The organism is Chamaesiphon sp., from assembly GCF_041738855.1.
Taxonomy (GTDB): Bacteria; Cyanobacteriota; Cyanobacteriia; order Cyanobacteriales; family Chamaesiphonaceae; genus Chamaesiphon.
Genome location: NZ_JBGSPA010000127.1, coordinates 23,723 through 48,386 on the forward strand (window position 1 = coordinate 23,723; position 24,664 = coordinate 48,386).

Consider the following 24,664-nt stretch of genomic DNA (forward strand, 5'->3'; position numbering starts at 1 on the left):
GAAAGCTAATTCTAGCCCTTCAACAGTACAAAATTCACTCTCGGTTCGCTCGATCTGCCAGTGAATTTTGTTTTAAAATCATCGTTTTGGTGTGGTTGAGCCATCTCACTCCCAGCTCAGGAGTTACACTAGTAGCTGGCACCACCGAACCAAGCCTTAAATATTAACTTTAAATGTACCGATCGATTTAGCTTGACAATACTCGTCCGAATTTTATTATTAATAATTATCATCAAATAAATATCGCTAAATATGACAATTAATTTTAAAGAACTTGGCGAACTATTAGCAGCGATAGCTAATAATAATATTACCGAACTAACGCTCAAAAATGATGAGTTTGAACTCACTGTCAGTCAAGGCAACTCATTTTTGACCAGAAGTTCATCGGCTACGACGGTGGCAGATATTAATGCCCACCTAATATCTGTCCCCCATCCCGAACCGACAGCAATCGCCCCACCAGCTCCGCCATCGAGCGACAAAAAGTGGCTCGAAATCAAGTCGCCGATGGTGGGTACCTTCTATCGCTCTCCAGCTCCAGATGAGCCAGCATTTGCATCGATTGGCGATCGGATTCGCGTCGGACAGACAGTCTGTATCATCGAAGCGATGAAGCTAATGAATGAAATCGAAGCTGAAGCGGCTGGGCAAGTAATGGAAGTATTGGTTGAAAATGGTCAACCGATCGAATTTGGTCAGCCGCTGATGTATATCAATCCTAGCTAGATAACTGCTCACTTACTGGTGTCAAATTGCGAAGTTCGTCCGATCGGGTTCCAAAGGCGATGGAACGAACCCAAGTTAGATCGCTGGGGTAGTGAGTGAATGGTGGATAGTGGATAGTGAATGGTAAATGTCTACGATCGAGTCAGCACAGAGTAGCTCGATTGAGTGGTTAAGGAGTAGCAGTGGGATCTGGGTTGATGGGGAAATCTTGGTTGTAAGTTTGACGCGTAATTGGCTGTCGCACCTCTGCCCCAACATCCCCAAGTACCTCCAACTTCTTGCCCTCGACGGTAATCCAGACAGGTGCGTCGGGATTGTCAGCAGTAGCAGTATAGACCACTTGACCCAAGCGACCGATCATCGAAGTCGCTCCATATCCTTGCGTGAACTCTTTCGATAGATCGATGTGGATGCCATCTGAGAGCACTTTAGCACTCAATAACTTGGTGCCAACTGGAATAGTCGAAGTCAACTTGCCATCTGGCTTGCCTGCGGAGGCGATCAAACTTGAAATCGCTCGGTTGACGCGGACTTCTGGATCTGTGGTGCTAGCTTGAGGATCTGGACGTACTTGCGGTACCAGCACTGTTTTTTTACCATCATCATCCAGTCGCCAAATTTTGACAGTGTTTTCCTGCTTTTGAGCGATCTCTGGGGTGATTTTGGTTGTCGTTCCAGCGGTGGGTACTTCTAATACTACCGGAGGTACCACAGCGGGCGGGTTGGGTGCGGCTTCAATCGGCGCAACAGTGGGCGAATTTACCTGCGCTGAATCTACTGTGACTGGATTTGGAGAACTAGTTGTGCTAGGTGTATTCGCTTGGGGGCGATTAGCTTGGATCGTAAACCACGCCAATCCACCACCCGCGATCGTTGCGGTGACAGCGAGGGCTGATATAGTGGCAACTACGTTTTTAGATATAGACTTTTGCTCTTCCATAATTAAAATTCCTATAGATCGTCAGCACCAGTAGACAGTAAACAGTTATCTGGGAAATGATGCTTGGAGATGGGCGACTGTCACAGCCCACACTGTGCCTAACGGTAGGCTTGCCAGCGCGCTGGCATTGGCACAGCCTCTGTGTCAAGATCGAGACCTGATAACTAGCAACTGGTAAGTGCTCTGATGTTCATCGATCTGCTTCCGTCTGAGCTGATGTTACCTTTGGTCACTCCATTATCAGTCTAACTGGTAGAACAGAGATTCGGTAACGATAAATATTCATCACGAACTAGTTGGCTAGTAGACATAGAATCGCACACATTTAGTGTCAATAGACTATTCCTGCTTGCCAGATATCCGTACAAAAGCTGCCAATTCTAGCTGTTGGGGATTGACTTTGAACTGGAGAATGCGGGTACTCAAACCCCGCTGCTCCAACATATCTACATTTAGGCGATCGCCGATTCCGGTAGTCAAGCCAGCCAATAAAAAGGGGGGAACTTGCGTACCGCCGACTGTCGCCGTCGGTTCGACTAGTTGAAATTTGCGCCCGCCGATGACACCCACCCCAGTTTCGAGCTTGACAGCAAGTGTTTCGCCCGATCCGGGATCTTTTAACTCAGCACTGAGTCCCAGTCGATTGTTTGCCAAAAATTTTACTTGGGGGTTGGTAATTTGATAATCTTTATTGAGCGAACTTGCCGCCGCACCACCGAGTGTACGCGTAGTCATACTCTGAAGCTGGGCGATCGCACTAGGAGACTTGAGAAAATTGTTGAGATCGCCCTCATTAAGTTTTAAGCGAATCGCAGCCTGAATCGGCTGCCCAAGTGAGGAAGCGCGAGGAGTTTGTCCATCTGCTTGCAGTGCGCTGAGATTTACCGCGATCGGATCGGTTTCGATTTCCAATGTATCGAGCCGCAGATCCTTGGTCACCCACAAACCCCGTCCAGCCACCCGCACTTTATCGATCTTGCCATTGATGATCTGGTGCGCGGGGGCATTATCAGTTCTCACTTGCAGCTCCTCTGCGCGGTCTATTTGCGATCGAAAGGCAGCTTCGATATTTTTGTCTACCACCACCCCAGTGAGCGATAGCAAGGCAGTAAGACCAGACAGGAGGATGGTAACTAGTTCCATTTAGGGGTTAGTGAATTGTGAATTTGGGATCGCCGTCATGATTTGCCCCGCGTTGCGGGCATTCCTACTCTTGAATACTTACCACTGGGCAACCATCGGCTGCCCCGATCGCAGGGGAACCAGCGATTGATTCTCATCAGTTACTGCTTATACTACTTGTATTTATCGGCAAGTTGACGATCGCGCGATTTGGTTTAATTACGATCGCTTAGATACTTGCATTTTAACACATTCCATCTAGAACCCATTTGGGAGCTTCTGTGTGTGGGAGAGGACGGGTTCGTGTTCCTCGCGGCGCGGCTGTGCCAAAAATATATCGAACTAATCTGCGTTCGCATCGCGTGACGCAGGCAATCGCCGCCAGACACAAGCCGATCGAACTTTTTGTGTAAAGATATCCAGTCTGGTACCCGTCAGGCTGGTATCTTAGTTACATGGCAAATGAGATCGCCGTAGAATTTGTAGATTTTAATGAGGTTGAGTGATGGCAACAGTGGCAACAGGGGCATTGCTATGGCAGCGATACCAAGATTGGTTGTATTATCATCCAGGGTTGGGGGTGTATCTAGATATCAGCCGGATGCGGTTTGATGATGCGTTGGTTTCCCAACTTCAGCCTAAGTTTGTCAAGGCATTTGCTGATATGGTAGCTCTCGAAGCGGGAGCGATTGCCAATCCTGACGAACAGCGGATGGTGGGACATTATTGGCTGCGCAATCCCGCACTCGCGCCCACGCCCGAAATTGCTACCGAGATTACCACGACGATCGACTCGATCGCGGCTTTTGCCCGTCAAGTCCACTCTGGAGCCATCCATCCACCTCAAGGTGGTAAATTTACCGATTTAATCGTCATCGGGATTGGTGGCTCGGCATTGGGGCCACAATTTGTAGCTGAAGCACTCTCCCCCAATCCACCGCCACTCAATATCCATTTCATCGACAATAGCGATCCGACTGGAATCGATCGCGTCCTCAGTCGGATCGCAGGTCGGCTGAATACTACCCTAGTCGTGGTCATATCCAAATCTGGAGGTACCCCAGAACCTCGGAATGGGATGATTGAGGTGCGGACTGCTTACCAGGCTCAGGGGCTTGATTTCGCTGGCTATGCGGTGGCAGTAACAGGCACAGACAGTCAACTCGATCGCGTTGCCGCCGCCGCAGGTTGGATTGCGCGCTTCCCGATGCCCGACTGGGTGGGCGGACGCACTTCTGAATTATCTTCCGTCGGCTTACTACCTGCGGCACTGCAAGGGATTGACATCCACGGGATGTTGGCTGGCGCGAAAGAAATGGATATCGCCACTCGTACCCCCGACATCAAAACCAATCCGGCGGCTTTACTCGCGCTGGCATGGTACGCATCGGGCAACGGCAAAGGGGAAAAAGATATGGTTGTCTTACCCTACAAAGACAGCTTGTTATTATTTAGCCGCTATCTCCAACAATTGGTGATGGAATCTCTGGGTAAAGAGGACGATCTCGATGGCAATAAAGTCTATCAGGGCATCGCTGTCTATGGCAACAAAGGATCGACGGATCAACATGCCTACGTGCAACAACTGCGGGAAGGGATTCCCAATTTTTTCCTTACCTTTATCGAAGTATTAAACGATCGCGAAGGGATCTCGCCCGAAATCGATCCTGGTGTCACTAGTGGCGACTACCTCTCAGGCTTCCTACAAGGTACTCGTCAAGCTCTGTATGAAAATAATCGCGACTCGATCGCGGTGACGATTCCGATCGTCACGCCGCAGACTGTCGGTGCCTTGATTGCACTGTACGAGCGTGCTGTCGGCTTGTATGCCTCGATCGTCAATGTCAATGCGTACCACCAGCCAGGTGTCGAAGCTGGCAAAAAAGCTGCGGCTGTCATTCTCCAGTTGCAAATAGATGTAGTCAAGGTACTGCAAGAAACTAGGATCTCAGCCCCGCTGACTCTGAGCGAATTAGCCATCAAAGCTGGGGCACCCGATCGCGTCGAAGCCATTTACAAGATTTTGCGCCATCTCCAGGCAAACGATCGCGGGGTCACATTTACGGGCGATCCGGCTAAACCTGGGAGTCTGCGAGTTGCTTGGGTGGATCGGTAACCTAAGTTACTACTCAAAACCTCAGCGGTTAAAACCGCCGCTTGTGATGCGAAGTCCGCCTACGCGCACTAATAAACTAGTCCGCGTAGGCGGACTTTGCATCACTAGCCACGATTTCAATCGTTGGCACTGCTGAAATCTCTGCCAATGCCTTGGCTACTACTTCAGCCCCCGCCCCTGGCAATACTGATTGCTCGGTAATTACCCGCTTCCAGATCCGGCTGCCTGGTTGCCCATGAAATAGCTGCAACATGTGACGGGTGATGCTGTTGAGTTTCCAGCCTTTGCTCGTCCAGGTATCGATATAGGGGAGCATGGCAGTGACGATTTGATGCCGGCTGGGGATGGGGGTATCTGCGCCATAGATGTCGCGATCGGCAGTGGCGAGGAGATAGGGGTTATCATAAATAGCTCTCCCGATCATTACGGCATCGACAACTTGAAGCTGGGTTTGGACTTGTTCTAGGCTAGTAAACCCACCGTTGATCTCGATCGAGAGGTGGGGAAAATCCTGTTTGAGCCGATGTACATCCTCGTAGCGGAGGGGGGGGACTTCGCGATTTTCCTTGGGACTCAAGCCCTGCAACCAAGCTTTGCGGGCATGAACGGAGAACCGCTGACAGCCTGTTTGGGAGACGATCGCGACAAATTTTACGAGGTCTTCATAGCTATCGACTTCATCGACACCAATCCGATGTTTGATGGTGACAGGTAGTTTGGTGGCGGTTACCATCGCGGTGATACAGTCGGCGACGCGCTCGGGTTGGAGCATCAGACAGGCTCCAAAGTTACCATTTTGGACGCGACTGCTAGGACAACCGACGTTGAGATTTACTTCGTCATAGCCAAAATCTTCGGCAATTTGGGCACATTTAGCCAAGTCGGCGGGGTTATCGCCGCCGATTTGGAGGGCGATCGGATGTTCGGCGCGATCGAATCCCAACAACTTCTGTTTATCGCCATGTAGAATTGCCATGCTCGTCACCATTTCGGTATACAGCAGGGTGCGACGGCTGATTTGGCGCAAAAAGTAACGACAATGGCGATCGGTGCGATCCATCATCGGAGCGACACTGAGAGGGTGTAAAGATGTGAGGGTGGGTGTTTTTAACACAGACAAACGTGGAAAAGAGGATAAATTTTAGCTGTAGAGATCGCGAATTTGCTCGATTTGGTCTTCCCAGTGGGCACCATCGAAGCTGGTAATCTGGAATCGATCGATCGGAGCGTCATCCAAGCAGCGGAGATTGACATCATAACCGTCAGGATGCGATCGGGGACGATAAAAGGAATGGATGCCACAATGGCGACAAAAATGATGCTTGGCGGTGCCTGTATTGAAGGTATAAGTGCTGAGGGCATCTTGTCCCTGGAGGAGTATAAATCGTGCGGCGGGGACGATAACATGGATGAAGCCTTTTTTGCAACAGATCGAGCAATTGCATAAGGTTGCTTCGAGTCTTTCGACTTGGATTTGGTAACGAACTTTTTGGCAGTGACAGCCACCTGTAAAAGTTGTGAGTTGATTCATAAATAAATATTCCCTTGCTGGTGTCAAATGGGATATCTAGGGTAGTGAGTAAAAGGTGAAAGGTGGATGGTGGATGGTGGATGGTGGATGGTAAACTCGATTCGGTAGAGCCGAAGCGATACAGGACGCAGATTATTATTTTTGAGGTGCCAAGGATCGGCTCTTGATGGGATCTAAAGAGCACGATCGAGATATTTGGGAGTAAAATATCCTCAACGTAGCGGACAATTGTCTTTTAACAGTATGGCGGAACCAGGTAGACTACCACAACGACATCCTCAAGAGAAGATCGATCGAGCGATCGTCGATCGCTTATTGGAAAGCGATCCGCAAGAAGCGATGGCGGTAGTGGAGCTAGCGAGATTGAGAATCCGGTACAAAGGGTTTCCGGGTGCTGCGGATATCCAAGCCAATCTCGATCGATTGCTGATCGAATGGCATCTCACCGAGGAGCAGCTATTTGCCAAAACTCGCCAAATCCACAGTACCGAACCAATCTATCAAGTCAAAGCCAAAAAATATCAAGAGCAAGAAGATTGGAACTAGGGCAGTTACCATTCACCATTCACCATCTTCAATCTTTAACTTCCACTGGGAAGAAAGCATGTTCGGAGATCGCTGCTAAATAACCGAACGGCACCGGATATAATGAAGAAATAGAGATCTACCCATACTCGATCGGAAGCGTACCCATGCTCGACTTTACAATTATCCTACTACTAATCCTCGCAGCGGCGGGAATTGGCTACGATATCGTGGATATATTACCCAGCGAGATGTTGGCACAAGTCACCAATCAGGAGGGATTACGGATTGTCTCGGCAGGGTTTGCCGCGTTATTTGGTGGGGTTTTCGGATTGATTGTCAAGACGGCTTATCGCCGCTTGGAGGGGCAGGTACGAGAGCTACCTGTAGATGTCCTCCTGACTAGAGCCGTTGGCTTGGTGCTGGGGCTGCTGATTGCCAATCTGATGCTCGCCCCAGTCTTCCTGTTGCCGATCGCCCCAGAGTTTTCATTCCTCAAGCCCCTACTAGCAATCCTGGGAAGTGTGATGTTTTGCTACTTAGGTGTCACTCTCGCCGATACTCATGGGGGTGCCTTCTTGCGCTTGATTAACCCTCAAAGCGTCGAAACGATGTTGGTGGCGGAAGGAACGCTCAAAGCGATCGCCCCCAAGGTCATCGATACTAGTTGTATCATCGATGGGCGGATTGAAGAATTATTACAAACAGGGTTCGTCGAAGGACAGATTTTAGTCCCTCAGTTTGTGATTCAAGAGTTGCAGACACTCGCAGATGCCGCCAACGATATGAAGCGGATTCGCGGACGCAGAGGTTTGGATATTCTCAATCGGATGAAAGATGGGTTTCCCGATCGGATTATCATTCACCCGATCGATTATCAAGATATCACCACTGTCGATGCCAAATTAGTCCACTTTGCCAGTGAAATTCATGCCACCTTGCTCACCAATGATTATAACTTGAGTAAGGTTGCCAATCTCCAAGAAGTTTCGGTCTTAAATGTCAACGATCTCGCTCAAGCTGTACGTCCGATCTATCTTCCTGGCGACTGTCTCGAAATCAAAATTATCAAAGATGGTAAAGAAGCCGCTCAAGGGATCGGCTATCTCGATGATGGCACGATGGTAGTCGTCGAAGAAGGTCGCAAATATGTCGGTGGTGGACTCCGCATCATCGTCACCTCCGCTCTCCAAACCTCCGCCGGACGCATGATTTTCGCCAAGCCTTACGCCTCAATGATGGCGTAAATGAGTAGGTTGGGTAGAGCAAAGCGAAACCCAACCATCCCAAAATTACGCTCGGCTCGACTTAGCTGATATATCCTTGAACCAAAATATCTGTGCCGATTTGTTGGTAAGATACGCGTTCCAACACCATCGCGTCCGACATCGATCGAATGCTCAGATCCCCAACGGGTGAAGGTGCGGCAATCCCACCGACAATTTTCGGGGCAATGAAAGCTAGTACCTTCTGAATCACGCCATCAGCGATCGCTTCTGCTGCTAGGGTACCGCCACATTCCCATAGTACTGACAGATGACCGCGATCGTAGAGATGCTGCATCACCAGCGCGGGTTTGAGCGCGTCCAATTCTAATACCTGAACGCCGCGATCGCGCAATTGCGCCATTAGCTCTGGATTTGCCCCGCGCTGTGTCACTATCAATGTTGGCGCGACGCTAGTATCCCACAAAATCGCGTCTGTCGGTACATCCAACTGCCGCGTCATCACTACTCGGAGCGGATTGGGTGCATCTAGAGCATGACTAGTCAGCAGCGGATTGTCCCGCCGCAAAGTATTACCGCCAATAACCACCGCATCACACCCCGCGCGGAGGTGGTGGACGTATTGACGAGAAGGTTCGCTACTTACCCACGTACTATGCCCGTTATCGGTGGCGATTTTGCCATCGAGAGTCATCGCATATTTCAAAATACCCAGCGGACGATGATGGACGATCCGCTGCACGAAGCCTTCATTGAGTTCGTTGCAGGCGGCTGTCTCTACTCCCACGACTACCTCAATTCCCGCTTGCTCTAGAGTGGCAATTCCCCCACCAGCAACGAGCGGATTGGGGTCTACCATCCCGACTACGACCTTACCAACTCCCGCAGCTACCAAAGCCGCCGCACACGGGGGCGTCCTGCCGTAATGATTGCACGGTTCCAGACTGACATAGATCGTCGCCCCAGCAGCCCGATCTCCTGCCTCCCGCAGTGCAAATACCTCCGCATGAGGTTCTCCGGCACCAGGGTGAAAACCTTCGCCGACAACTTCACCAGCTTGGACGATTATGGCACCGACTAGCGGGTTGGGGGCTGTCTGCCCCCACGCTCGTTTAGCCAGCTCGATACAGCGGCGCATCATCTGCCGATCGAATTCTGTAACTTTCATACCGCTCTAAATTTTACCAATTGCTCCTCCGAGATAACACCAATGACAACTTATCGAGAACCTGTTATTGTTAAGAAATATTGCGTTATCGCTCCTTCTGGTAGTATAAACCCTATGACAGGTTTCCCCCGCAGCTTGTCCAAGCCAATTAACGTATTTTGCGACTTCGATGGTCCGATCGTCGATGTATCCGATCGCTACTACAGTACCTACCATCAGGCATTGACAGATACTGCGACATATTATCGCCAATTGTTAACCCCACGACGCACACAAACTGAGCTGCAACTACCACTCACCATTCTGACCAAGCCCCAATTTTGGCAGCTCAAACAAAATCGGACTTCCGATCGAGACATCGCCAGTCAATCGGGATTGGAGCACGACCAAATCGATTTTTTCCGACAGCGTGTTGTCGAAATTGTCAACCGTGCCGACTTACTCCACCATGACAAAATCCAACCTGGAGTTACTTGGGCACTGGGATTATTGAAATCACAAGGGCACAAGTTGATTTTGGTCACCTTGCGCGATCGCGATGAAGCGATCGCGATGTTGGAACAACATGGACTTAGGCAACTATTCACAGGTATCTATGGTACTGCCAATCGGCAAGCCGCGTATCAAAACTATGCCGAAATCAAAACCCAACTACTCGCCCAAGCCATGCGCGAGCATCAAGTCACGCCCCTAAATTTGGATCGAAGTTGGATCGTTGGTGATACCGAGGCGGATGTTTTGGCTGGCAGAGCGATGGGCATTTCGACAATCGCGCTCACCTGTGGCATCAGAAGCAACTCACAACTCATTCAGCTCCAGCCGACACTGATTAAGACAGATTTGCTATGTGCAGCACATCACTTGGTCAGCGTTGGGTCGCTGCAAACATGTTGACGAGCGACACCCACTTAATCTCAGTTGCTACCTACGCTCAAAGTGGTTGAAACCACTCCTCTGCAAGGCAGACGCTAACGGAATGCGAAGTCCGTCTTCGCTGACTACTATATTCAGTCCGAGAAGGCGGACTTGGCAACATGAGCCGCGACTTTGCGGTGCGCGCTCGTCGGGTCTCCCGACGTAAAAAGCGCAACAAGACAAGTCGCAGGCACGATCTGGGTAGCAACTTGGGTTACTTAGAAAGATTTAGACGCACCACTATAACGGACACGATTGTATTCTTCGACTAGTCGGCTGTCGGCAACGGCTTTTTGCTCCTGAACCAATAGATTACCAAACTCAACCAGTCGCGCGATCGTGACCGATGGTTTGGGGAAAGTTGGTTTAATCCCACTAGCAGGATTGACAATTTCGATCGAGAGTCTGTCCAACCCAACTTGATGGATAAAGTCTCTAATCTGCTCGTCATAAATCCGCGCCCGCATCGCTGCAAAAAAATCCACCGCTTGCTCGGGAAATCGATCGACTAACGCAATAATTTCGCGTTGAGAAATCCGATCTGGTGCAAATACACCACTGACAATGCCAATTTTGTCATCGCGAGTAGGCACCCAATAAAACTTTTCCATCCTACCGTCGCGTACCAGTGGTGCGTAAAGTGTCGAGAGATCGTTCCCTGTCAAAATAATCGGAATTCGCGGCAATGGCGTCGAATCATAACTCCCAGGTAGCTGCACATTAGTGGGATTGTCCGCAATATTCATCAGTGTCGCATTGACCAACTGCGTATTGACCGTATACTGCGTCCCCTGGTCGAATCTCCCCGCCCCAGCATCGATATCATTGATGACCAATACCGCCATCCGCCCTCGCACTTTGATGATTTCGGCAGCTTCGCGATACCGCAACCGAATCAATCGCGCCGAGTCACCTGCATCGGGACTCTCTAGCTCTCCCGCCGAAATATGGATGGCTTCGACCTTCATCCGATCGAATACCAATTCGCATTGGAAAGTTTTCCCCTCGCCTTTACGCCCATGTATGCCCAAAATCAGCGGTACTTTTACCCCAGGGAGATCGAGAAAATTCTTGGTGATATGTACGGCTAATTTATCCAGAAAAGCAGGAGCAATATAATAATCCATAGAGTTGGGAGTTGAGATTTGGGCGCAGGAAGCGGCAACGAGGACCATTCAGCAATCTTCGCAAGTGACTAGATTTTAACGTGCAATGAGCCGTAGGGATATTCCAAAACTCGATCGCCATACACCATCCACTATTCACCATCCACTATTCACCATCCACCATCCACCATTCACCACCGATCGCCATTTCCTGTTATTGTAAGTGGGAGAAAATTTGAGTTGAGAAGCTAAATAATCATGGGGACTACTTACCAACGGGTATTGCTCAAGTTGAGTGGGGAAGCCCTAATGGGCGATCTTGGTTATGGCATCGATCCGACAATCGTCCAAGCTATCGCCCAAGAAGTAGCCGAAGTCGTCGCTAGTGGCGTCCAAGTTGCCATCGTCGTCGGTGGGGGGAATATTTTTCGGGGAGTCAAAGCCTCAGCCAAAGGGATGGATCGAGCGACGGCTGACTACGTAGGCATGATTGCCACAGTGATGAATGCAATTACCCTGCAAGATGCGCTAGAACAGAAAGGAGTACCCACCAGGGTCCAAACCGCTATTGCCATGCAGGAAGTCGCCGAGCCTTATATCCGTCGTCGCGCCATCCGTCACCTCGAAAAAGGTCGGGTAGTGGTATTTGGGGCGGGTTCTGGGAACCCGTTCTTTACCACCGATACTGCTGCCGCGCTGCGAGCCGCCGAGATCGATGCTAATGTGATTTTTAAGGCTACCAAAGTTGATGGTGTCTATGATTCCGATCCCCAGACCAATCCTGATGCGAAACGGTTTCAAAGTCTCACCTTCAGTCACGTACTCAACCAGGACTTACGGGTGATGGATAGTACGGCAATTGCCATGTGTCGCGAGAATAATATTCCCATTATCGTCTTCAATTTATTTGAGCGGGGTAATATTCAGCGGGTGATAGCGGGTGAAACAATCGGTACATTTATAGGAGTTTCTTGTGAAATTTGCTGAAGTCGAAGGTCATATGCAAAAAGCGGTTGAGTCTGTTAGCCGCTCGTTCAATACAATTCGCACTGGACGTGCGAGTACGAGTTTGCTCGATCGGATTACGATCGATTATTATGGTACGCCCACTCCCTTAAAATCGTTAGCAAATATCGGCACGCCCGATTCCACCACGATTACAATTCAACCGTTCGATCGCAGTAGTATGAGTACGATCGAGAAAGCGATCTCGCTCTCAGATATTGGCTTGACTCCCAACAATGACGGCTCGACCATTCGGTTAAATATTCCCCCATTAACTGGCGAACGTCGCAAAGAATTTGTCAAACAAGCGGGTAAGTATGCCGAAGAAGGTAAAATTTCAATTCGGAACATCCGCCGTGATGCGATCGATTTTGTCAAAAAACAGGAAAAATCTAGCGAAATCTCTGAAGACGACTCAAAGGATTTTCAAGATAAAATTCAAAAGCTAACTGACAAATATGGGGCTAAAGTAGAGCAGGTACTAGCTGAGAAAGAGAAGGATATTATGACAGTCTAGTGTTGTCTAAAAATTGAAATCGACTGTCGATTTTCACCGCTATCGATCGAGCATAAACTATTAATCAAGCTGTTCAAAAATCCCTAACACGATCGCATCTCGATAGAATGGTGGGCATTGCCCACCCTATATTTATGTAACTGTGCAATGTCCAGATCCCTTACCAATTGCTGATGAAAATAAAAGTAATTGAAAATTTTGACGGTGATTTTACACTAGATCCTCAAGTCCAAGCAGTATTATTCAACCTATTAACTGGTGAAAAATTTCTGCAACAAGTAGCAGAACAGGCAAATTGTCAATCGGTAACGTTCACTGAAATATTATTTCAACCAGTACCTTACAGTCCTGGTACGCCCAAAGGAATGCCTGCCGATCTCGAACAATATCATCAGTCACCAGCGTATCTAATTATCAACGTACCACCCAATTTTATGTTTGCTGCCAAGATTTTTCAGCCGAGTCGGCTCTGTGCTATTTACCAGAAAATCAGGGATTAGGCATTAGATTTTAGCGCACCAAGCAGGCTTTAGGTGTAAGAGCACATCCTAGATCGATAATTAACCTTAAATAATTTTTAATTAGACGATCGAAGCTAAAATCTCCGAATTTAATTGTATTGTCAAATCTAAAATTTAATAACTATGTCATCGACTACCGATATTCCGAGTTTAGGTAGCTTGGAATTCCTGCCATATATTGATGCAGCGGGCGAATTGCCTGAAATACTCCAAAGTAAAATTGGGATCTATGCGATTTTTGACAAAGCTCACATCCTGCAATTTGTGGGCTATTCACGCGACATATATCTAAGTCTCAAGCAGCATCTAGTCAGACAACCCGAATATTGTGATTGGGTCAAGGCTACCACGATCGATCGTCCCAATCGCACTTTTCTAGAGAGTGTGCAGTCAGCGTGGATTGCCGAGAATGGGACGATGCCTATTGGCAATGGTGAAGCTCATGCTGCGTGGTTAGATCCGATCGCTACCAATTATGCCATGACCATCGCTGAAAGCAACAGCTTCGCCGATCTCGATGGTACGGCTCAAATCAAACTGCTCAAACAAGTCGCCAGACGCGTTGAAGATACCATTTTAACTAAACTCCAACAGCGCGGTGTCAAAACCGAAATTCGCTTCAATCCCAAGCTCAAAGAGCAAGGATTACTGGACTTAAAATAACAGCTCGACGACAGCTTTTGCCTAAAACCTAAAACCTAACCTTCCCGCGACTGTGGTAGAAACGAACTATTCCGACTGCTAGTCAAGCGTTTCAGGCGGAAAGTTTGTAAAAACCAGCAAGCGATCGCACCTGGCAAGGATAATAATAACCATAGCGGCGATAAAATCAGGGCTAAAACTATCCCGCCAATTGCCGTAGCAATTCCTAATAGTTGTAGTAAAATAATTCGCGGTCTTCTATGAACGCTACCCAATTTAATGCTCCCACCCTGAAGCCACCAATAAATCGACTGGAGATTACCATCGAGCCAGTGGTAAAGCGGATGACGAATTGACTGAGTGGGGGCAGATGTACCAAAAACTTTGACTAATAAATTACGCAAGATCAGCACGATTTTAGTACACAAAATAATCAATGTTACTAACGGCATGTTTTCCCACAGCTTATCAACACCAATTCGATATTGATTGCGAAAAAAATGCTGCTGTTGTGCGGCTAAATTGGTCAATGAATGATGGACAATTCTCCCGATCGTGTTAGGATTTGGTGTTAGTAATGTTGCCGGATCGTGGGTATTCGATCCCCGATTGTCAGCTAATGCTCGACCATCTCTATGCACTTGCCACCAACCTAGTTGTTCATCTCTACCTTCAATTACTGAGTGAACATCGGTAGTTAAGATTTCTCGATGTCCAGCCAATACGAGATCTGCCAGAATCTTGCGAAGTTCGGTCCGATCGATCTGCAATCCAGGCTGAGCTAAATAGGTGAGATGTTTACCGATCTGTTGACGTTCGGTGCCAGTCAAATGCGGCACTGATTCAGTAATCAACCAATCTATGTATTGGGATTGACTGCAATTTAGACGGTTCATTTCTCTAGCGACAAAATCAGCAAAAGCAGTGACCGATCTAGGTGTGATAACTCCCTCCAAGATCCGATTTAGTCCATCCAGCCGTCCCCATAGTAGATCGTTTGCTCTCCATGATTTTTTAAAAAAACCGCCGAGGTTATAGAGTTTATCTCCGCCTAATTTTACTTGAGTATTTTTGCCACTACCGATCCCGAGTTGAGCATTGTCGGGACTGATACATAGCGGATTGATTATTTCCTTTTCACTCAAACTAGTCAGATACTCAAATGGATACAACTCTCGATCTACATACTCAAAAGTGTGCCAATACTTGAGCAGTTGAGCACTATATTTACCACCCAATCGCTCGATCTTCACTTCTGCTGCCAATCCAATCTGCTTGAGGATACTAGGAAAACTTTGATTCTGACTTTTATCATCTTCTAGCCGTCGATCTGTCCAAATCAACAATCGGAGATCGGTACTTTGCTGTAGCTCCGCAATTCGCTGCTTGAGTTGTGCAAAGACACCAGAAATCCGAGTCTGTGACAGCCAGCGGTCTTGGTGCCAATCGCCACGAAAATCACTTGTAGCTGCTAATTCTGGTAAATCTAGCCAAAAGTACACTGGAATAGTTTCAAAATTTGAGCCAGCTAGATCGGGTGGTACAAATGCGTGAAATCTAGTTCCATCTAATAAAAATCTGTGCAGCCGAAATATTAATTCGTATACTAATGCACGCAACCGTCGATCGTTCGACTCTTGATTGATGAGATAGTAAAAATAATTACTAACAGAGCGATCGCTCAGCAATAACTCCAAGCTAGCTTTAACTACTTCTAATAATTTAATATTGCAACTCAATTGGTTTGATAAATACTGGAGATATTGCTGTGACTCCCGATCCCGATCTCTAGCGATAAAATCTTTGATTCTTTCAATTAAATAAAAATGTTGACGCATACTATACTCAACATCCAAGTCAATAATTTGTGACTCAAATCGATCGAGCAATTTATAGTAATGTTGGCGATCTTGACTACCAGTAAACTTACTATTGAGAATCCGATCGATCTTATCAAGGATGAACGAATATTGAGTATTTTGAGAGCCGAGATCGGCATGAAATAACAGTGGTAAATTGCGATCTCGAAAATCGAACAATCTACCTCGTAAATAAATTTGGGACTGAGTGCGATCGCCACTGGCTAGTAGTTGCTCAGAGTCAATACCGACTTCGGCTCGATCGATCAGTGTTTGATATCGTCGCACTTTGTGGTTGTGTTCGTGGATCGTCCGTAGATCGTTGGTGATACTTTGTTGGATTGGCATCGATAATGCTGCTGCTTGCAAGATTTGCTCCCGCCGCGACTGTTTTTTATCACTCGATTGCAGCCTGTCATTCAAAAATTCGGGATTGGGATCGACATAAAATAATTTGCGCCGTCCCTGCCGATCGGGTAATCGGTAGTATGCTTCCTTCATCAGGCAAGTCAACGGTGTATTGTCGAGCAACCCACCATCGAGAAAATACAATTTATCGTCCCGTGTCGGTAGATCTAGCGCGTAATTCCGCGTCAATTTGCCCCAAGTCACCAACTGTCGATCGACAAAATTCAAGCGATCCTGGATATCAACTGCCACCAATGGAAAAATGCCTGGAGTCCCAGCCGTAATCTGACACAACTTCACCAATGCTTGATAGGTATCGTTGGGTGTTCGGGGCAACTCTGGATCGCTGTAATGCGGATTGAATGGTTCTTTGCGTCCTTGACGATGCTTGAGCCGGAAGAGCGCGCGATGATTCTTGGATTTGAGATTGAGCCGATTTTCTGGGAATGTCCGATCGATCTTGCCGAGATAATCAGTGCCAGCGATCGCCAGATCTAATTCCTTGGTCGGAGAAAACCACTCTTGTGACGAACGCGGGAGTTTGTGCTCGCACGCGCCAATTAGGGTAGCGAGTAACTCCCGTTGATAAAAACTGTCCCCACGGATCCTCGCTCCTGTCGCTGGAGATTTAAATAAATTGGGTTTCTGGAGGAGCTTGAGCAGATCGCCACTATTGCGCCAAATTCTGGCAAACGCACTGTAGTCGATCGTTTCACGCTCGTTGCTATTGGCGATCGTATAACTCAACAAGATGCCATTGACACCACCCGCCGAGCTGCCAGAAACTAAATCCACAACCAAGTCGGCATCTACCAATGCCTTGACCAACTTATAAATCCCCCGACCGCGCACGGCATGATAAAATTCTTGGCAGATCCCATGAGTGTAGATCGCCAAGGATACGCCGCCATGAACTACCAGCCCCAACTGCATTTCACGCAAAAATTTTGGAGGGTAATCGCTACGCTGATTAGACATGATTGCAGGTGACAAGCAACAATTAGGCGGAAACGGGGCAAAGGTGAGTATAAATCCAATTTGGTCTAGCTGATAACCAGTGGATCGCTCGGGCAAGCAAACAGCCGATCGTGCCGACTTGAGCAACTTACAGGATATTGTGAAGATCGCGATCGCTCTCCGCAACGGCAATGATGTTCACATTTTAACAGCTATGTAGCAATTAGTAGTGGATGGACTGAGCGATCGGGCTGGTAACTGGCTGATTTTCAGAAATTTCGACACTATCGATCGTATTACAATAGCTTTGATATCCTCCCTACTCAGAGACAAACTAGGTGTTAGGTGTTAGGTATTAGCCTAAAACCTAAAGCCTAAAGCCTAATCCCTCTACCCCAGATGCCCAAGTTGTGGCAAGCTAAAGGGGAGATAATTGCAGCCAAATCCTCAAGGTTATTTGTATATGCAGACCCTGCCAGCACCCACTCAGTCCGCTTATAGTAACTTAGGTACAGACACCACAATTCATCGCCGGAAGACCCGTCCTGTGGCGGTAGGCAGCATCACGATCGGTGGCAACAACCCAGTTGTCGTTCAGTCGATGATCAATGAAGATACACTGGACATCGATGGTGCCGTAGCCGGAATTCGCCGTCTCCATGAGATCGGCTGTGAAATCGTCCGCGTGACCGTCCCCAGCATGGCACACGCCAAAGCTTTGGGGGAAATCAGACAAAAACTCATCGACACCTATCAGATCGTCCCGCTCGTGGCAGATGTACATCACAATGGGATGAAAATCGCCCTCGAAGTCGCCAAACATGTCGATAAAGTGCGGATCAATCCTGGGTTGTATGTATTTGAAAAACCCAAACCAGATCGCACCGAATACACCGCAGCAGAATTTGCTGAAATCGGCGACAATATCCGCGACATGCTCGCACCGTTGGTAATTTCCTTGCGCGACCAAAATAAAGCGATGCGGATTGGGGTCAATCATGGCTCTCTCGCAGAGCGGATGTTATTTACTTACGGAGATACACCCGAAGGGATGGTCGAGTCCGCACTCGAATGTATCCGGATCTGTCAATCTTTTGACTTTCACAATCTGGTGATCTCGATGAAAGCTTCTCGCGTCCCAGTGATGTTGGCGGCATATCGATTGCTGGCGCAACGGATGGATGCCGCTGGGATGGATTATCCAATCCATTTAGGGGTGACAGAAGCTGGAGATGGCGAGTACGGACGGATCAAATCTACGGCTGGCATTGGAACGCTCCTAGCTGAAGGGATTGGCGATACATTACGGGTATCCCTCACCGAAGCTCCCGAAAAAGAGATTCCGGTCTGCTATAGTATCCTCCAGTCGCTAGGACTCCGCAAGACGATGGTAGAGTATGTCGCGTGTCCTTCTTGCGGTCGGACACTATTCAATCTCGAAGAAGTCCTCCACCAAGTTCGCTCGGCAACCAATCACCTGGTGGGGTTGGATATTGCGGTGATGGGTTGTATTGTCAATGGCCCTGGCGAAATGGCTGATGCAGATTATGGTTATGTTGGCAAGACACCTGGCTATATCTCATTGTATCGCGGTCGCGATGAGATCGAGCGGGTACCTGAAGCTGATGGGGTCACTAAGTTGATTGCCTTGATCAAAGCTGATGGTCGCTGGATGGAGCCAGCATAACTACTAGCGATCGATTACTTCTTGGCGTGGCTATGCCAACGAGGTTGGGGATACTATTTATATAGCAATTGCTCAGGCGACTGATGTGGAATCGATCGCCTTGGCACCGTTGCTCGATCGCGGTAATCCTAATGCGATCGCACAGATCCGATCCGATAAGTTCATTCATCACACATGCCAACTTAGTATTTATGCTAAATTAAAGATTGTTCCGTCACATCAACCTCTCCTTTCCTGCTAAATTTTAGACGTAAATCATGAAGAGCGAAAAACACGGGTTAGTTATTGGTGCCACTGCATTAGTACTCACAGCAGTAGCAGTTACTGGTGCGGGGCTTCATCTTCCCAAAGGTGTTGCATTCTTCAAGAATAGTCCGAAGGAATCGATCGATGAAGTGTGGCAGATCGTAGATCGACAGTACGTTGATGGTACTTTCAATCAGAAAGATTGGCGGGCGATCCGGAAACAGTTCGTAGTTCAAAAAAATTATAAGACTCAGGCGGAAGCGCATAAAGCGATCCGACTGATGCTCAAAAATCTGGGCGATCCCTACACCAGATTTATGGATCCTAAAGAATTTCAGGATCTCAAGGTCGAAACCTCCGGTCAACTCATCGGTGTCGGGATTCAGCTCAGTCAGAATGAGAAGACCAAAAAACTTGAAGTAATTGCCCCGATCGAAGATACTTCAGCCTCCAAAGCTGGCATCTTGTCCAAAGATATCATCACCAAAATCGATGATAAAAGCACCACAGGCATGGACGTCAATCAAGCGGTGCAACGGATCAGAGGCAAGGAAGGCACGAGTGTCAAACTTACCATCCAACGCGACGGTCGTCAGACGCTAGAATTCAACCTGTTGCGCCAACAAATCGAGATTCACCCCGTCGAAGCCAAATTCCGTCCCAATGAACTCAATGGAATCGGCTACATCCGCCTCAAACAGTTTAGTGCCAACGCTGCCACCGAAATGAGCGCAGCCATCCAGAAACTCGAAAGCCAGGGTGCCAACGGTTATATCCTCGACTTGCGATCCAATCCTGGCGGCTTACTGTATGGCGCGATCGACATCGCGCGGATGTGGCTGGACGAGGGTAAAATTGTTTCGACAGTCAACCGTCAAGGTACTGGCGATGTCAGTGTCGCCAATCGTACCGCCCTCAGCAAAAAACCGCTAGTCATCCTCGTCGATGGCGGCTCAGCAAGTGCTAGCGAAATTTTAGCTGGTGCCCTTCAGGACAACAAACGCGCTCAACTAGTCGGTGCGAAAACTTTTGGTAAAGGTTTGGTACAGTCCGTACGTCCGCTCTCAGATGGTGCGGGAATGGCAGTAACGATCGCCAAATACTTAACTCCAAATGGTAAAGACATCAATCGTGCTGGGATCAAACCAGACATCGAAGTCAAATTAACCAAACCTCAAATCCAAGCATTGGTCAAAGATCGGACGAAAGTAGCAACAGCAGCCGATCCGCAGTACGCAAAAGCACTCCAAATATTGGAAGTAGCGATCGCCAAAAATGGGAGTTCAGCCCTAAAAAAGTAGCTGACAGTTCACCGACGGATCTGGCAAATTTGTCATGTGAACTAGCAACCAATCCTGATTGTCAGCTCACCCCAGCGATTAGCAAACTCACCAATCGCTATGTAACTAAGTCACTATACTATCTGTGGTTTACCACTGGCAATGATTGAAAAATCGCCCCAACTGCGATCGCAGTTGGGGCGATTTGTGATGAGTAGGCGATCGCCTAGATGAGGAATATTCAACGATGTTTATCTAAGTTAAGGATAGTCAAAGAATCGAGATGTACACGATAAACGATCGAGTTTGATGAAATCTTATACTCTCATTGCTCCAGCTAAAATCAATCTTCATCTGGAAATACTCGGCATCAGACCCGATAACTATCACGAGCTAGTGATGGTCATGCAGACGATCGATCTGGCAGATCGAGTCGAAATCAGATCCCTGACTACCGACAAGATCGTTCTGCACTGCGGACACCCCAAAGTCCCACTCGATCGCACCAATCTCGCTTATCGTGCGGCTGAGTTGATGCAGCAAGAATTCCCCGCTGCCATGCTCGAATATGGTGGTGTCGAAATCACCCTCCATAAACATATCCCGATCGCGGCGGGATTGGCTGGCGGCTCGGGCAATGCTGCGGCTGTCTTAGTCGGGATCGATTTGCTGTGGGAACTGGGACTGACTCAGAGCGACTTGCAAACATTGGGGGCAAGATTGGGTGCTGACGTGCCGTTTTGTATTTCGGGTGGAACTGCCATTGCGACGGGTCGAGGGGACGTCATCTCGCCCCTACCGAGCTTAGAGGGCATCTATGTGGTGCTGGGCAAATATCAAAGCTTGGAGGTATCCACACCGTGGGCCTATACTACATATCGGCATGAATTCGAGCATGAGTATGCGGCGGGATTGACCAGTTTGGCAGATCGATCGCATCGCATCCATTCTGGGGATCTCGTCCGCGCGATCGTCGCCCAAGATGCCGTTAAAATTGGGAAGCTGTTGTACAACGATCTCGAAAAAGTGGTATTACCCAGCTATCCACTGGTCAGTCAATTGCGATCGGAATTCCAGCGTCATCCAAATTTAGGGACGATGATGTCAGGCTCGGGGCCGACAGTATTTAGTTTGGCAGCTTCCCAGGCGCAAGCCGAAGCCCTCTACCATCAAGTCCGTGCTGCTATCACCGACCCAGACTTAGAGCTATTTGTCGCTCGATTGTGCGATCGTGGTGTCAGGGTTATCTAGTATGAACCGATTTGACCATAGCAACCGCCAAGGCGGTGCGGATCGCAACTTGTCACTAGTGTTGCGTGATGTCCGCCTGCGCGGACTGACATAATTAGTCCGCGCAGGCGGACTTTCCACTCCGAGGAGCGGTTTCTAACCGCTTAGGAGTGTGGATTGAATAACTTACACCCCACCAGTATGTAGTGTGAGTCCACATGTGCATCCGATCGCCTCCTCATGCTGTAAATTCTAGATATCCATCCAACATTCAACATCGATATGACTCAAGCCACCCCTCCCGAAACCACACTCCCAACTCCATTACGGTGCTTGACAGGCGCGCTGATTGCGGGTGTAATGTCGATCGCGTTGTCGGCGATGACTAGCAAGATTGCGATGACCTTTGCTACCAAACCGATGATCCAGAAGACGACGATGGCAAACAATATCGCAGCGGCAGTCAGAACCCTGGTCGTAGGCTCGACCGCATTGGGTGCAGGGATATTTGGGATTATCGCGATCGGATTGGTAGCTTTAGCGATTCAAGTAACATTTAGTAAGCAGAAATCTAGTCCTCATCCATAACTTTTAGGATCGCATTGATGAATGAGCGACCCCAAAATATTAAAACCTCTATCTAAAGGTAGATTTTTGAAGAGCGAAATTGCAAATATAACGTGATGTTTTATACATTAGTCTTTGCAATAAGTTTATTTGTTAAAGTCATACTAATTCTGTTGCCATTTATACGCGCGATTGCGACAAATTGATTAATTAGACTTGCCAATCCCCTTTTGTTTAGAAAGTACGTTATGTTATAAGTGTGCATACAAAATTAAGTAGGTAAATACATGGCTGACATTGTTGATACTGCCGTTAGTGCAGGTTCTTTTACGACCTTAGTTGCTGCGGTTCAAGCTGCTGGACTAGTAGATACGCTCAAGGGTGCAGGTCCCTTTACTGTTTTTGCACCCACCGATGAAGCATTCGCCAAACTACCTGCTGGTACGATCGAAGCACTGCTCAAAGACATTCCTAAACTCACGAAAATCCTGACCTATCATGTCGTTTCTGGCAAGGTAATGGCGGCTGATGTTGTGAAATTAACTTCAGCTAAAACTGTTGAAGGTTCGGAAGTTAAAATTGATGCTTCCAATGGTGTCAAGATTAACGATTCTACAGTCGTAACTCCTGATGTTGCTGCTGACAATGGCGTTATTCACATTATCGATACAGTATTACTTCCTGCATAGAATGATGCTGAAATAATATCGATCGCCAATCAAAAAGGATGAGGAAGTAGTTTTTAAAAATTACTTCCTCATTCTTTTAACGATTTTGGTGGGTTTCGGATGACGCTCTACCCCGTATTTGTATATTTCCCGTAACAACGATCGACAGTCGATCGCCTGAATATGCTAGGTTGTTAAATCAGTTGACAGTTGCGGTTCGCGGATCGTGGAGGTTCCCTCCAGATTGAGTGAAACAAGACAAGACAGACAGTTGACAGTTTGACCTTAATTAAAATTCCGCACTGTATATGACAGCTTTCTCCACCGACACTAAATTTCTACCACCCACCGATGCTAAAAGCCGAATTACTCAATTCATGCGGGAATTTCAAGATAGCATTTGTCAGGGCTTAGAAGCAGTTGATGGTGGTGGTAAATTTCAGGAAGAAAGCTGGGAACGTCCTGAAGGTGGTGGCGGTCGATCGCGGGTGATGAAAGAAGGTAATGTATTTGAGCAAGGTGGGGTGAACTTTTCGGAAGTGTGGGGCGACCATTTACCACCCTCTATTTTGAGTCAACGTCCCGATGCTGCTGGACATCGGTGGTTTGCGACAGGTACCTCGATGGTACTGCATCCGCGCAATCCCTACATCCCGACGGTGCATCTAAATTATCGCTACTTTGAAGCTGGCCCAGTATGGTGGTTTGGTGGTGGTTTGGATCTGACTCCTTACTACCCATTTGCTGAAGATGCCAGTCATCTGCACAATACGCTCAAATCTGCTTGTGACAAGCACAGCCCAGATTTGTATCCCACTTTTAAATTGTGGTGTGATGAGTATTTTTATCTCAAGCATCGAAATGAGACGCGTGGTGTCGGCGGGATTTTCTTTGACTATCAGGATGGACAAGGGGCATTGTATCGTGGTCCAGACCCCCAGGGCGCAGCGGCGCAGCATAGCGACTCGATTGGTATTCCGGCACCCCGCACCTGGGAGGAGTTATTTGCAATCTCCCAAGACTGTGCCAATAGTTTTTTACCTGCGTATGTCCCGATCGTCGAGCGCAGACGCGATACTGAGTATGGCGAACATCAACGCAATTTTCAGTTATATCGGCGCGGACGCTATGTAGAATTTAATTTGGTTTACGATCGCGGTACGATTTTTGGGCTACAAACCAATGGACGCACCGAATCGATCCTGATGTCGTTACCACCCCTGGTGCGCTGGGAATACGGCTACCAACCCGAACCCAATTCGCCTGAAGCCGAACTTTATCATACCTTTCTCAAGCCCCAGGATTGGGCAAACTGGAAAGGATAAGTAGAAATTGACACTCGATCTCAAAGTGAAATCAGCTCAAACCTAGAGGGTGGGCACTGCCCACCCTACAGTTCTTAAATTCAGCAACGCCTAGTTAGGGCTTGCTGAATAAGTTACGCATGACAACAATGATAGCTCAATGGAGTGAAAGATGAACGAAAAAGATAGGCTTTAGTTAAGGAAAAAGGAGATTGAATAAATATTTTTAATCTCAAACTGCTGGAAACAGAATGAGGAAGAAAACAGCCAAAAAAATCCTTCATTAGCTGGCGTAACAGCATGGAAAGATTCATAACCAAGAAAGTAATTGAGATTGCCGTCTCGGAAGTTTGAGACAGTTTAGTCATCACGCGTCCGAGACTAAATCTCCGCTT

The 24,664-nt window shown here is 48.0% G+C and carries 22 protein-coding genes and 1 pseudogene; 15 read left to right on the top strand and 8 right to left on the bottom strand.

All coding sequences use genetic code 11. The features are described from left to right. The first annotated feature begins 252 nt into the window (after nt 1-252). Nucleotides 253-729 (top strand): acetyl-CoA carboxylase biotin carboxyl carrier protein, encoded by a 477-nt coding sequence (gene accB / locus ACEW9I_RS11700; protein WP_373540510.1) that lies wholly within the window; start codon nt 253-255, stop codon nt 727-729. 169 nt (nt 730-898) lie between these two features. Here the strand turns inward: accB and ACEW9I_RS11705 are convergent, their stop codons facing one another. Together ACEW9I_RS11705 and ACEW9I_RS11710 are read right to left on the bottom strand one after the other, a co-directional pair. Next, nucleotides 899-1,669, bottom strand: coding sequence for a GerMN domain-containing protein (locus tag ACEW9I_RS11705; RefSeq protein ID WP_373540511.1), 771 nt, complete (start codon nt 1,667-1,669; stop codon nt 899-901). Nucleotides 1,670-2,008: 339 nt separating this feature from the next. Next, entirely contained in the window at nt 2,009-2,812 is an 804-nt protein-coding gene (locus ACEW9I_RS11710) for a DUF2993 domain-containing protein (protein WP_373540512.1), read from the bottom strand. 484 nt (nt 2,813-3,296) lie between these two features. Between ACEW9I_RS11710 and ACEW9I_RS11715 the strand changes: the two genes are divergently transcribed. Then, nucleotides 3,297-4,907, top strand: coding sequence for a glucose-6-phosphate isomerase (locus ACEW9I_RS11715; RefSeq protein ID WP_373540513.1), 1,611 nt, complete (start codon nt 3,297-3,299; stop codon nt 4,905-4,907). Nucleotides 4,908-4,983: 76 nt separating this feature from the next. Here ACEW9I_RS11715 and dusA read toward each other — a convergent pair whose 3' ends face one another. Both dusA and ACEW9I_RS11725 read right to left on the bottom strand, forming a co-directional pair. Next, nucleotides 4,984-6,027, bottom strand: a complete 1,044-nt coding sequence (gene dusA, locus ACEW9I_RS11720; RefSeq protein ID WP_373540514.1) for a tRNA dihydrouridine(20/20a) synthase DusA — start codon at nt 6,025-6,027, stop codon at nt 4,984-4,986. A gap of 21 nt (nt 6,028-6,048) precedes the next feature. Further along, complete coding sequence (locus ACEW9I_RS11725) at nt 6,049-6,438, bottom strand: GFA family protein (RefSeq protein ID WP_373540515.1); 390 nt, start codon at nt 6,436-6,438, stop codon at nt 6,049-6,051. Between the two features lie 243 nt (nt 6,439-6,681). Here ACEW9I_RS11725 and ACEW9I_RS11730 point away from each other — a divergent pair, with 243 nt between their 5' ends. Both ACEW9I_RS11730 and ACEW9I_RS11735 read left to right on the top strand, forming a co-directional pair. Beyond that, entirely contained in the window at nt 6,682-6,984 is a 303-nt protein-coding gene (locus tag ACEW9I_RS11730; protein ID WP_373540534.1) for a DUF3288 family protein, read from the top strand. Between the two features lie 146 nt (nt 6,985-7,130). Further along, nucleotides 7,131-8,210, top strand: coding sequence for a PIN/TRAM domain-containing protein (locus ACEW9I_RS11735; protein ID WP_373540516.1), 1,080 nt, complete (start codon nt 7,131-7,133; stop codon nt 8,208-8,210). A gap of 61 nt (nt 8,211-8,271) precedes the next feature. Here the strand turns inward: ACEW9I_RS11735 and ribD are convergent, their stop codons facing one another. Beyond that, a complete protein-coding gene (gene ribD, locus ACEW9I_RS11740) occupies nt 8,272-9,357 on the bottom strand; it encodes a bifunctional diaminohydroxyphosphoribosylaminopyrimidine deaminase/5-amino-6-(5-phosphoribosylamino)uracil reductase RibD (protein WP_373540517.1) in 1,086 nt (361 codons plus the stop codon). A gap of 114 nt (nt 9,358-9,471) precedes the next feature. On the opposite strand from ribD, the gene ACEW9I_RS11745 reads away from it, so the two are divergent. After that, nucleotides 9,472-10,251, top strand: a complete 780-nt coding sequence (locus ACEW9I_RS11745) for an HAD family hydrolase (protein WP_373540518.1) — start codon at nt 9,472-9,474, stop codon at nt 10,249-10,251. 263 nt (nt 10,252-10,514) lie between these two features. On the opposite strand, the pseudogene ACEW9I_RS11750 reads toward ACEW9I_RS11745, so the two are convergent. Next, nucleotides 10,515-11,399, bottom strand: a pseudogene (locus tag ACEW9I_RS11750) (AAA family ATPase); the annotation flags it as partial. Between the two features lie 237 nt (nt 11,400-11,636). Here ACEW9I_RS11750 and pyrH point away from each other — a divergent pair. The 4 genes from pyrH (at nt 11,637) to ACEW9I_RS11770 (ending at nt 14,084) form a co-directional block, all read left to right on the top strand. Further along, nucleotides 11,637-12,365, top strand: coding sequence for a UMP kinase (gene pyrH / locus ACEW9I_RS11755; protein ID WP_373540519.1), 729 nt, complete (start codon nt 11,637-11,639; stop codon nt 12,363-12,365). Continuing rightward, nucleotides 12,352-12,900 carry a ribosome recycling factor gene (gene frr, locus ACEW9I_RS11760; protein WP_373540520.1) on the top strand — a complete coding sequence of 183 codons (549 nt, stop codon included), beginning with the start codon at nt 12,352-12,354 and terminating at the stop codon, nt 12,898-12,900. The genes pyrH and frr overlap by 14 nt, the downstream gene beginning before the upstream one ends. Nucleotides 12,901-13,073: 173 nt before the next feature. Continuing rightward, a complete protein-coding gene (locus ACEW9I_RS11765) occupies nt 13,074-13,400 on the top strand; it encodes a hypothetical protein (RefSeq protein ID WP_373540521.1) in 327 nt (108 codons plus the stop codon). Nucleotides 13,401-13,544: 144 nt separating this feature from the next. After that, the gene (locus tag ACEW9I_RS11770) at nt 13,545-14,084 is read left to right on the top strand and encodes a GIY-YIG nuclease family protein (RefSeq protein WP_373540522.1); all 540 of its coding nucleotides are present in this window, start codon (nt 13,545-13,547) and stop codon (nt 14,082-14,084) included. Between the two features lie 35 nt (nt 14,085-14,119). Here the strand turns inward: ACEW9I_RS11770 and ACEW9I_RS11775 are convergent, their stop codons facing one another. Next, the gene (locus tag ACEW9I_RS11775; protein ID WP_373540523.1) at nt 14,120-17,308 is read right to left on the bottom strand and encodes a patatin-like protein; all 3,189 of its coding nucleotides are present in this window, start codon (nt 17,306-17,308) and stop codon (nt 14,120-14,122) included. A 442-nt stretch (nt 17,309-17,750) separates the two neighbouring features. On the opposite strand from ACEW9I_RS11775, the gene ispG reads away from it, so the two are divergent. The 6 genes from ispG to hemF all read left to right on the top strand — a co-directional run bounded on the left by ispG (nt 17,751) and on the right by hemF (nt 24,290). Further along, entirely contained in the window at nt 17,751-18,974 is a 1,224-nt protein-coding gene (gene ispG / locus ACEW9I_RS11780; protein ID WP_373540524.1) for a (E)-4-hydroxy-3-methylbut-2-enyl-diphosphate synthase, read from the top strand. Between the two features lie 257 nt (nt 18,975-19,231). After that, nucleotides 19,232-20,521 carry a carboxyl-terminal processing protease CtpC gene (ctpC, locus tag ACEW9I_RS11785; protein WP_373540525.1) on the top strand — a complete coding sequence of 430 codons (1,290 nt, stop codon included), beginning with the start codon at nt 19,232-19,234 and terminating at the stop codon, nt 20,519-20,521. Between the two features lie 288 nt (nt 20,522-20,809). Further along, nucleotides 20,810-21,751 carry a 4-(cytidine 5'-diphospho)-2-C-methyl-D-erythritol kinase gene (gene ispE / locus ACEW9I_RS11790; RefSeq protein ID WP_373540526.1) on the top strand — a complete coding sequence of 314 codons (942 nt, stop codon included), beginning with the start codon at nt 20,810-20,812 and terminating at the stop codon, nt 21,749-21,751. A 261-nt stretch (nt 21,752-22,012) separates the two neighbouring features. Beyond that, nucleotides 22,013-22,318, top strand: a complete 306-nt coding sequence (locus ACEW9I_RS11795; RefSeq protein ID WP_373540527.1) for a DUF3082 domain-containing protein — start codon at nt 22,013-22,015, stop codon at nt 22,316-22,318. A 266-nt stretch (nt 22,319-22,584) separates the two neighbouring features. Continuing rightward, nucleotides 22,585-22,986, top strand: a complete 402-nt coding sequence (locus ACEW9I_RS11800; RefSeq protein WP_373540528.1) for a fasciclin domain-containing protein — start codon at nt 22,585-22,587, stop codon at nt 22,984-22,986. Between the two features lie 287 nt (nt 22,987-23,273). Further along, nucleotides 23,274-24,290 (top strand): oxygen-dependent coproporphyrinogen oxidase, encoded by a 1,017-nt coding sequence (gene hemF / locus ACEW9I_RS11805; RefSeq protein ID WP_373540529.1) that lies wholly within the window; start codon nt 23,274-23,276, stop codon nt 24,288-24,290. A gap of 113 nt (nt 24,291-24,403) precedes the next feature. Here the strand turns inward: hemF and ACEW9I_RS11810 are convergent. Then, nucleotides 24,404-24,664: transposase (locus tag ACEW9I_RS11810; protein WP_373540530.1), on the bottom strand; the 261-nt coding region annotated here is incomplete at its 5' end.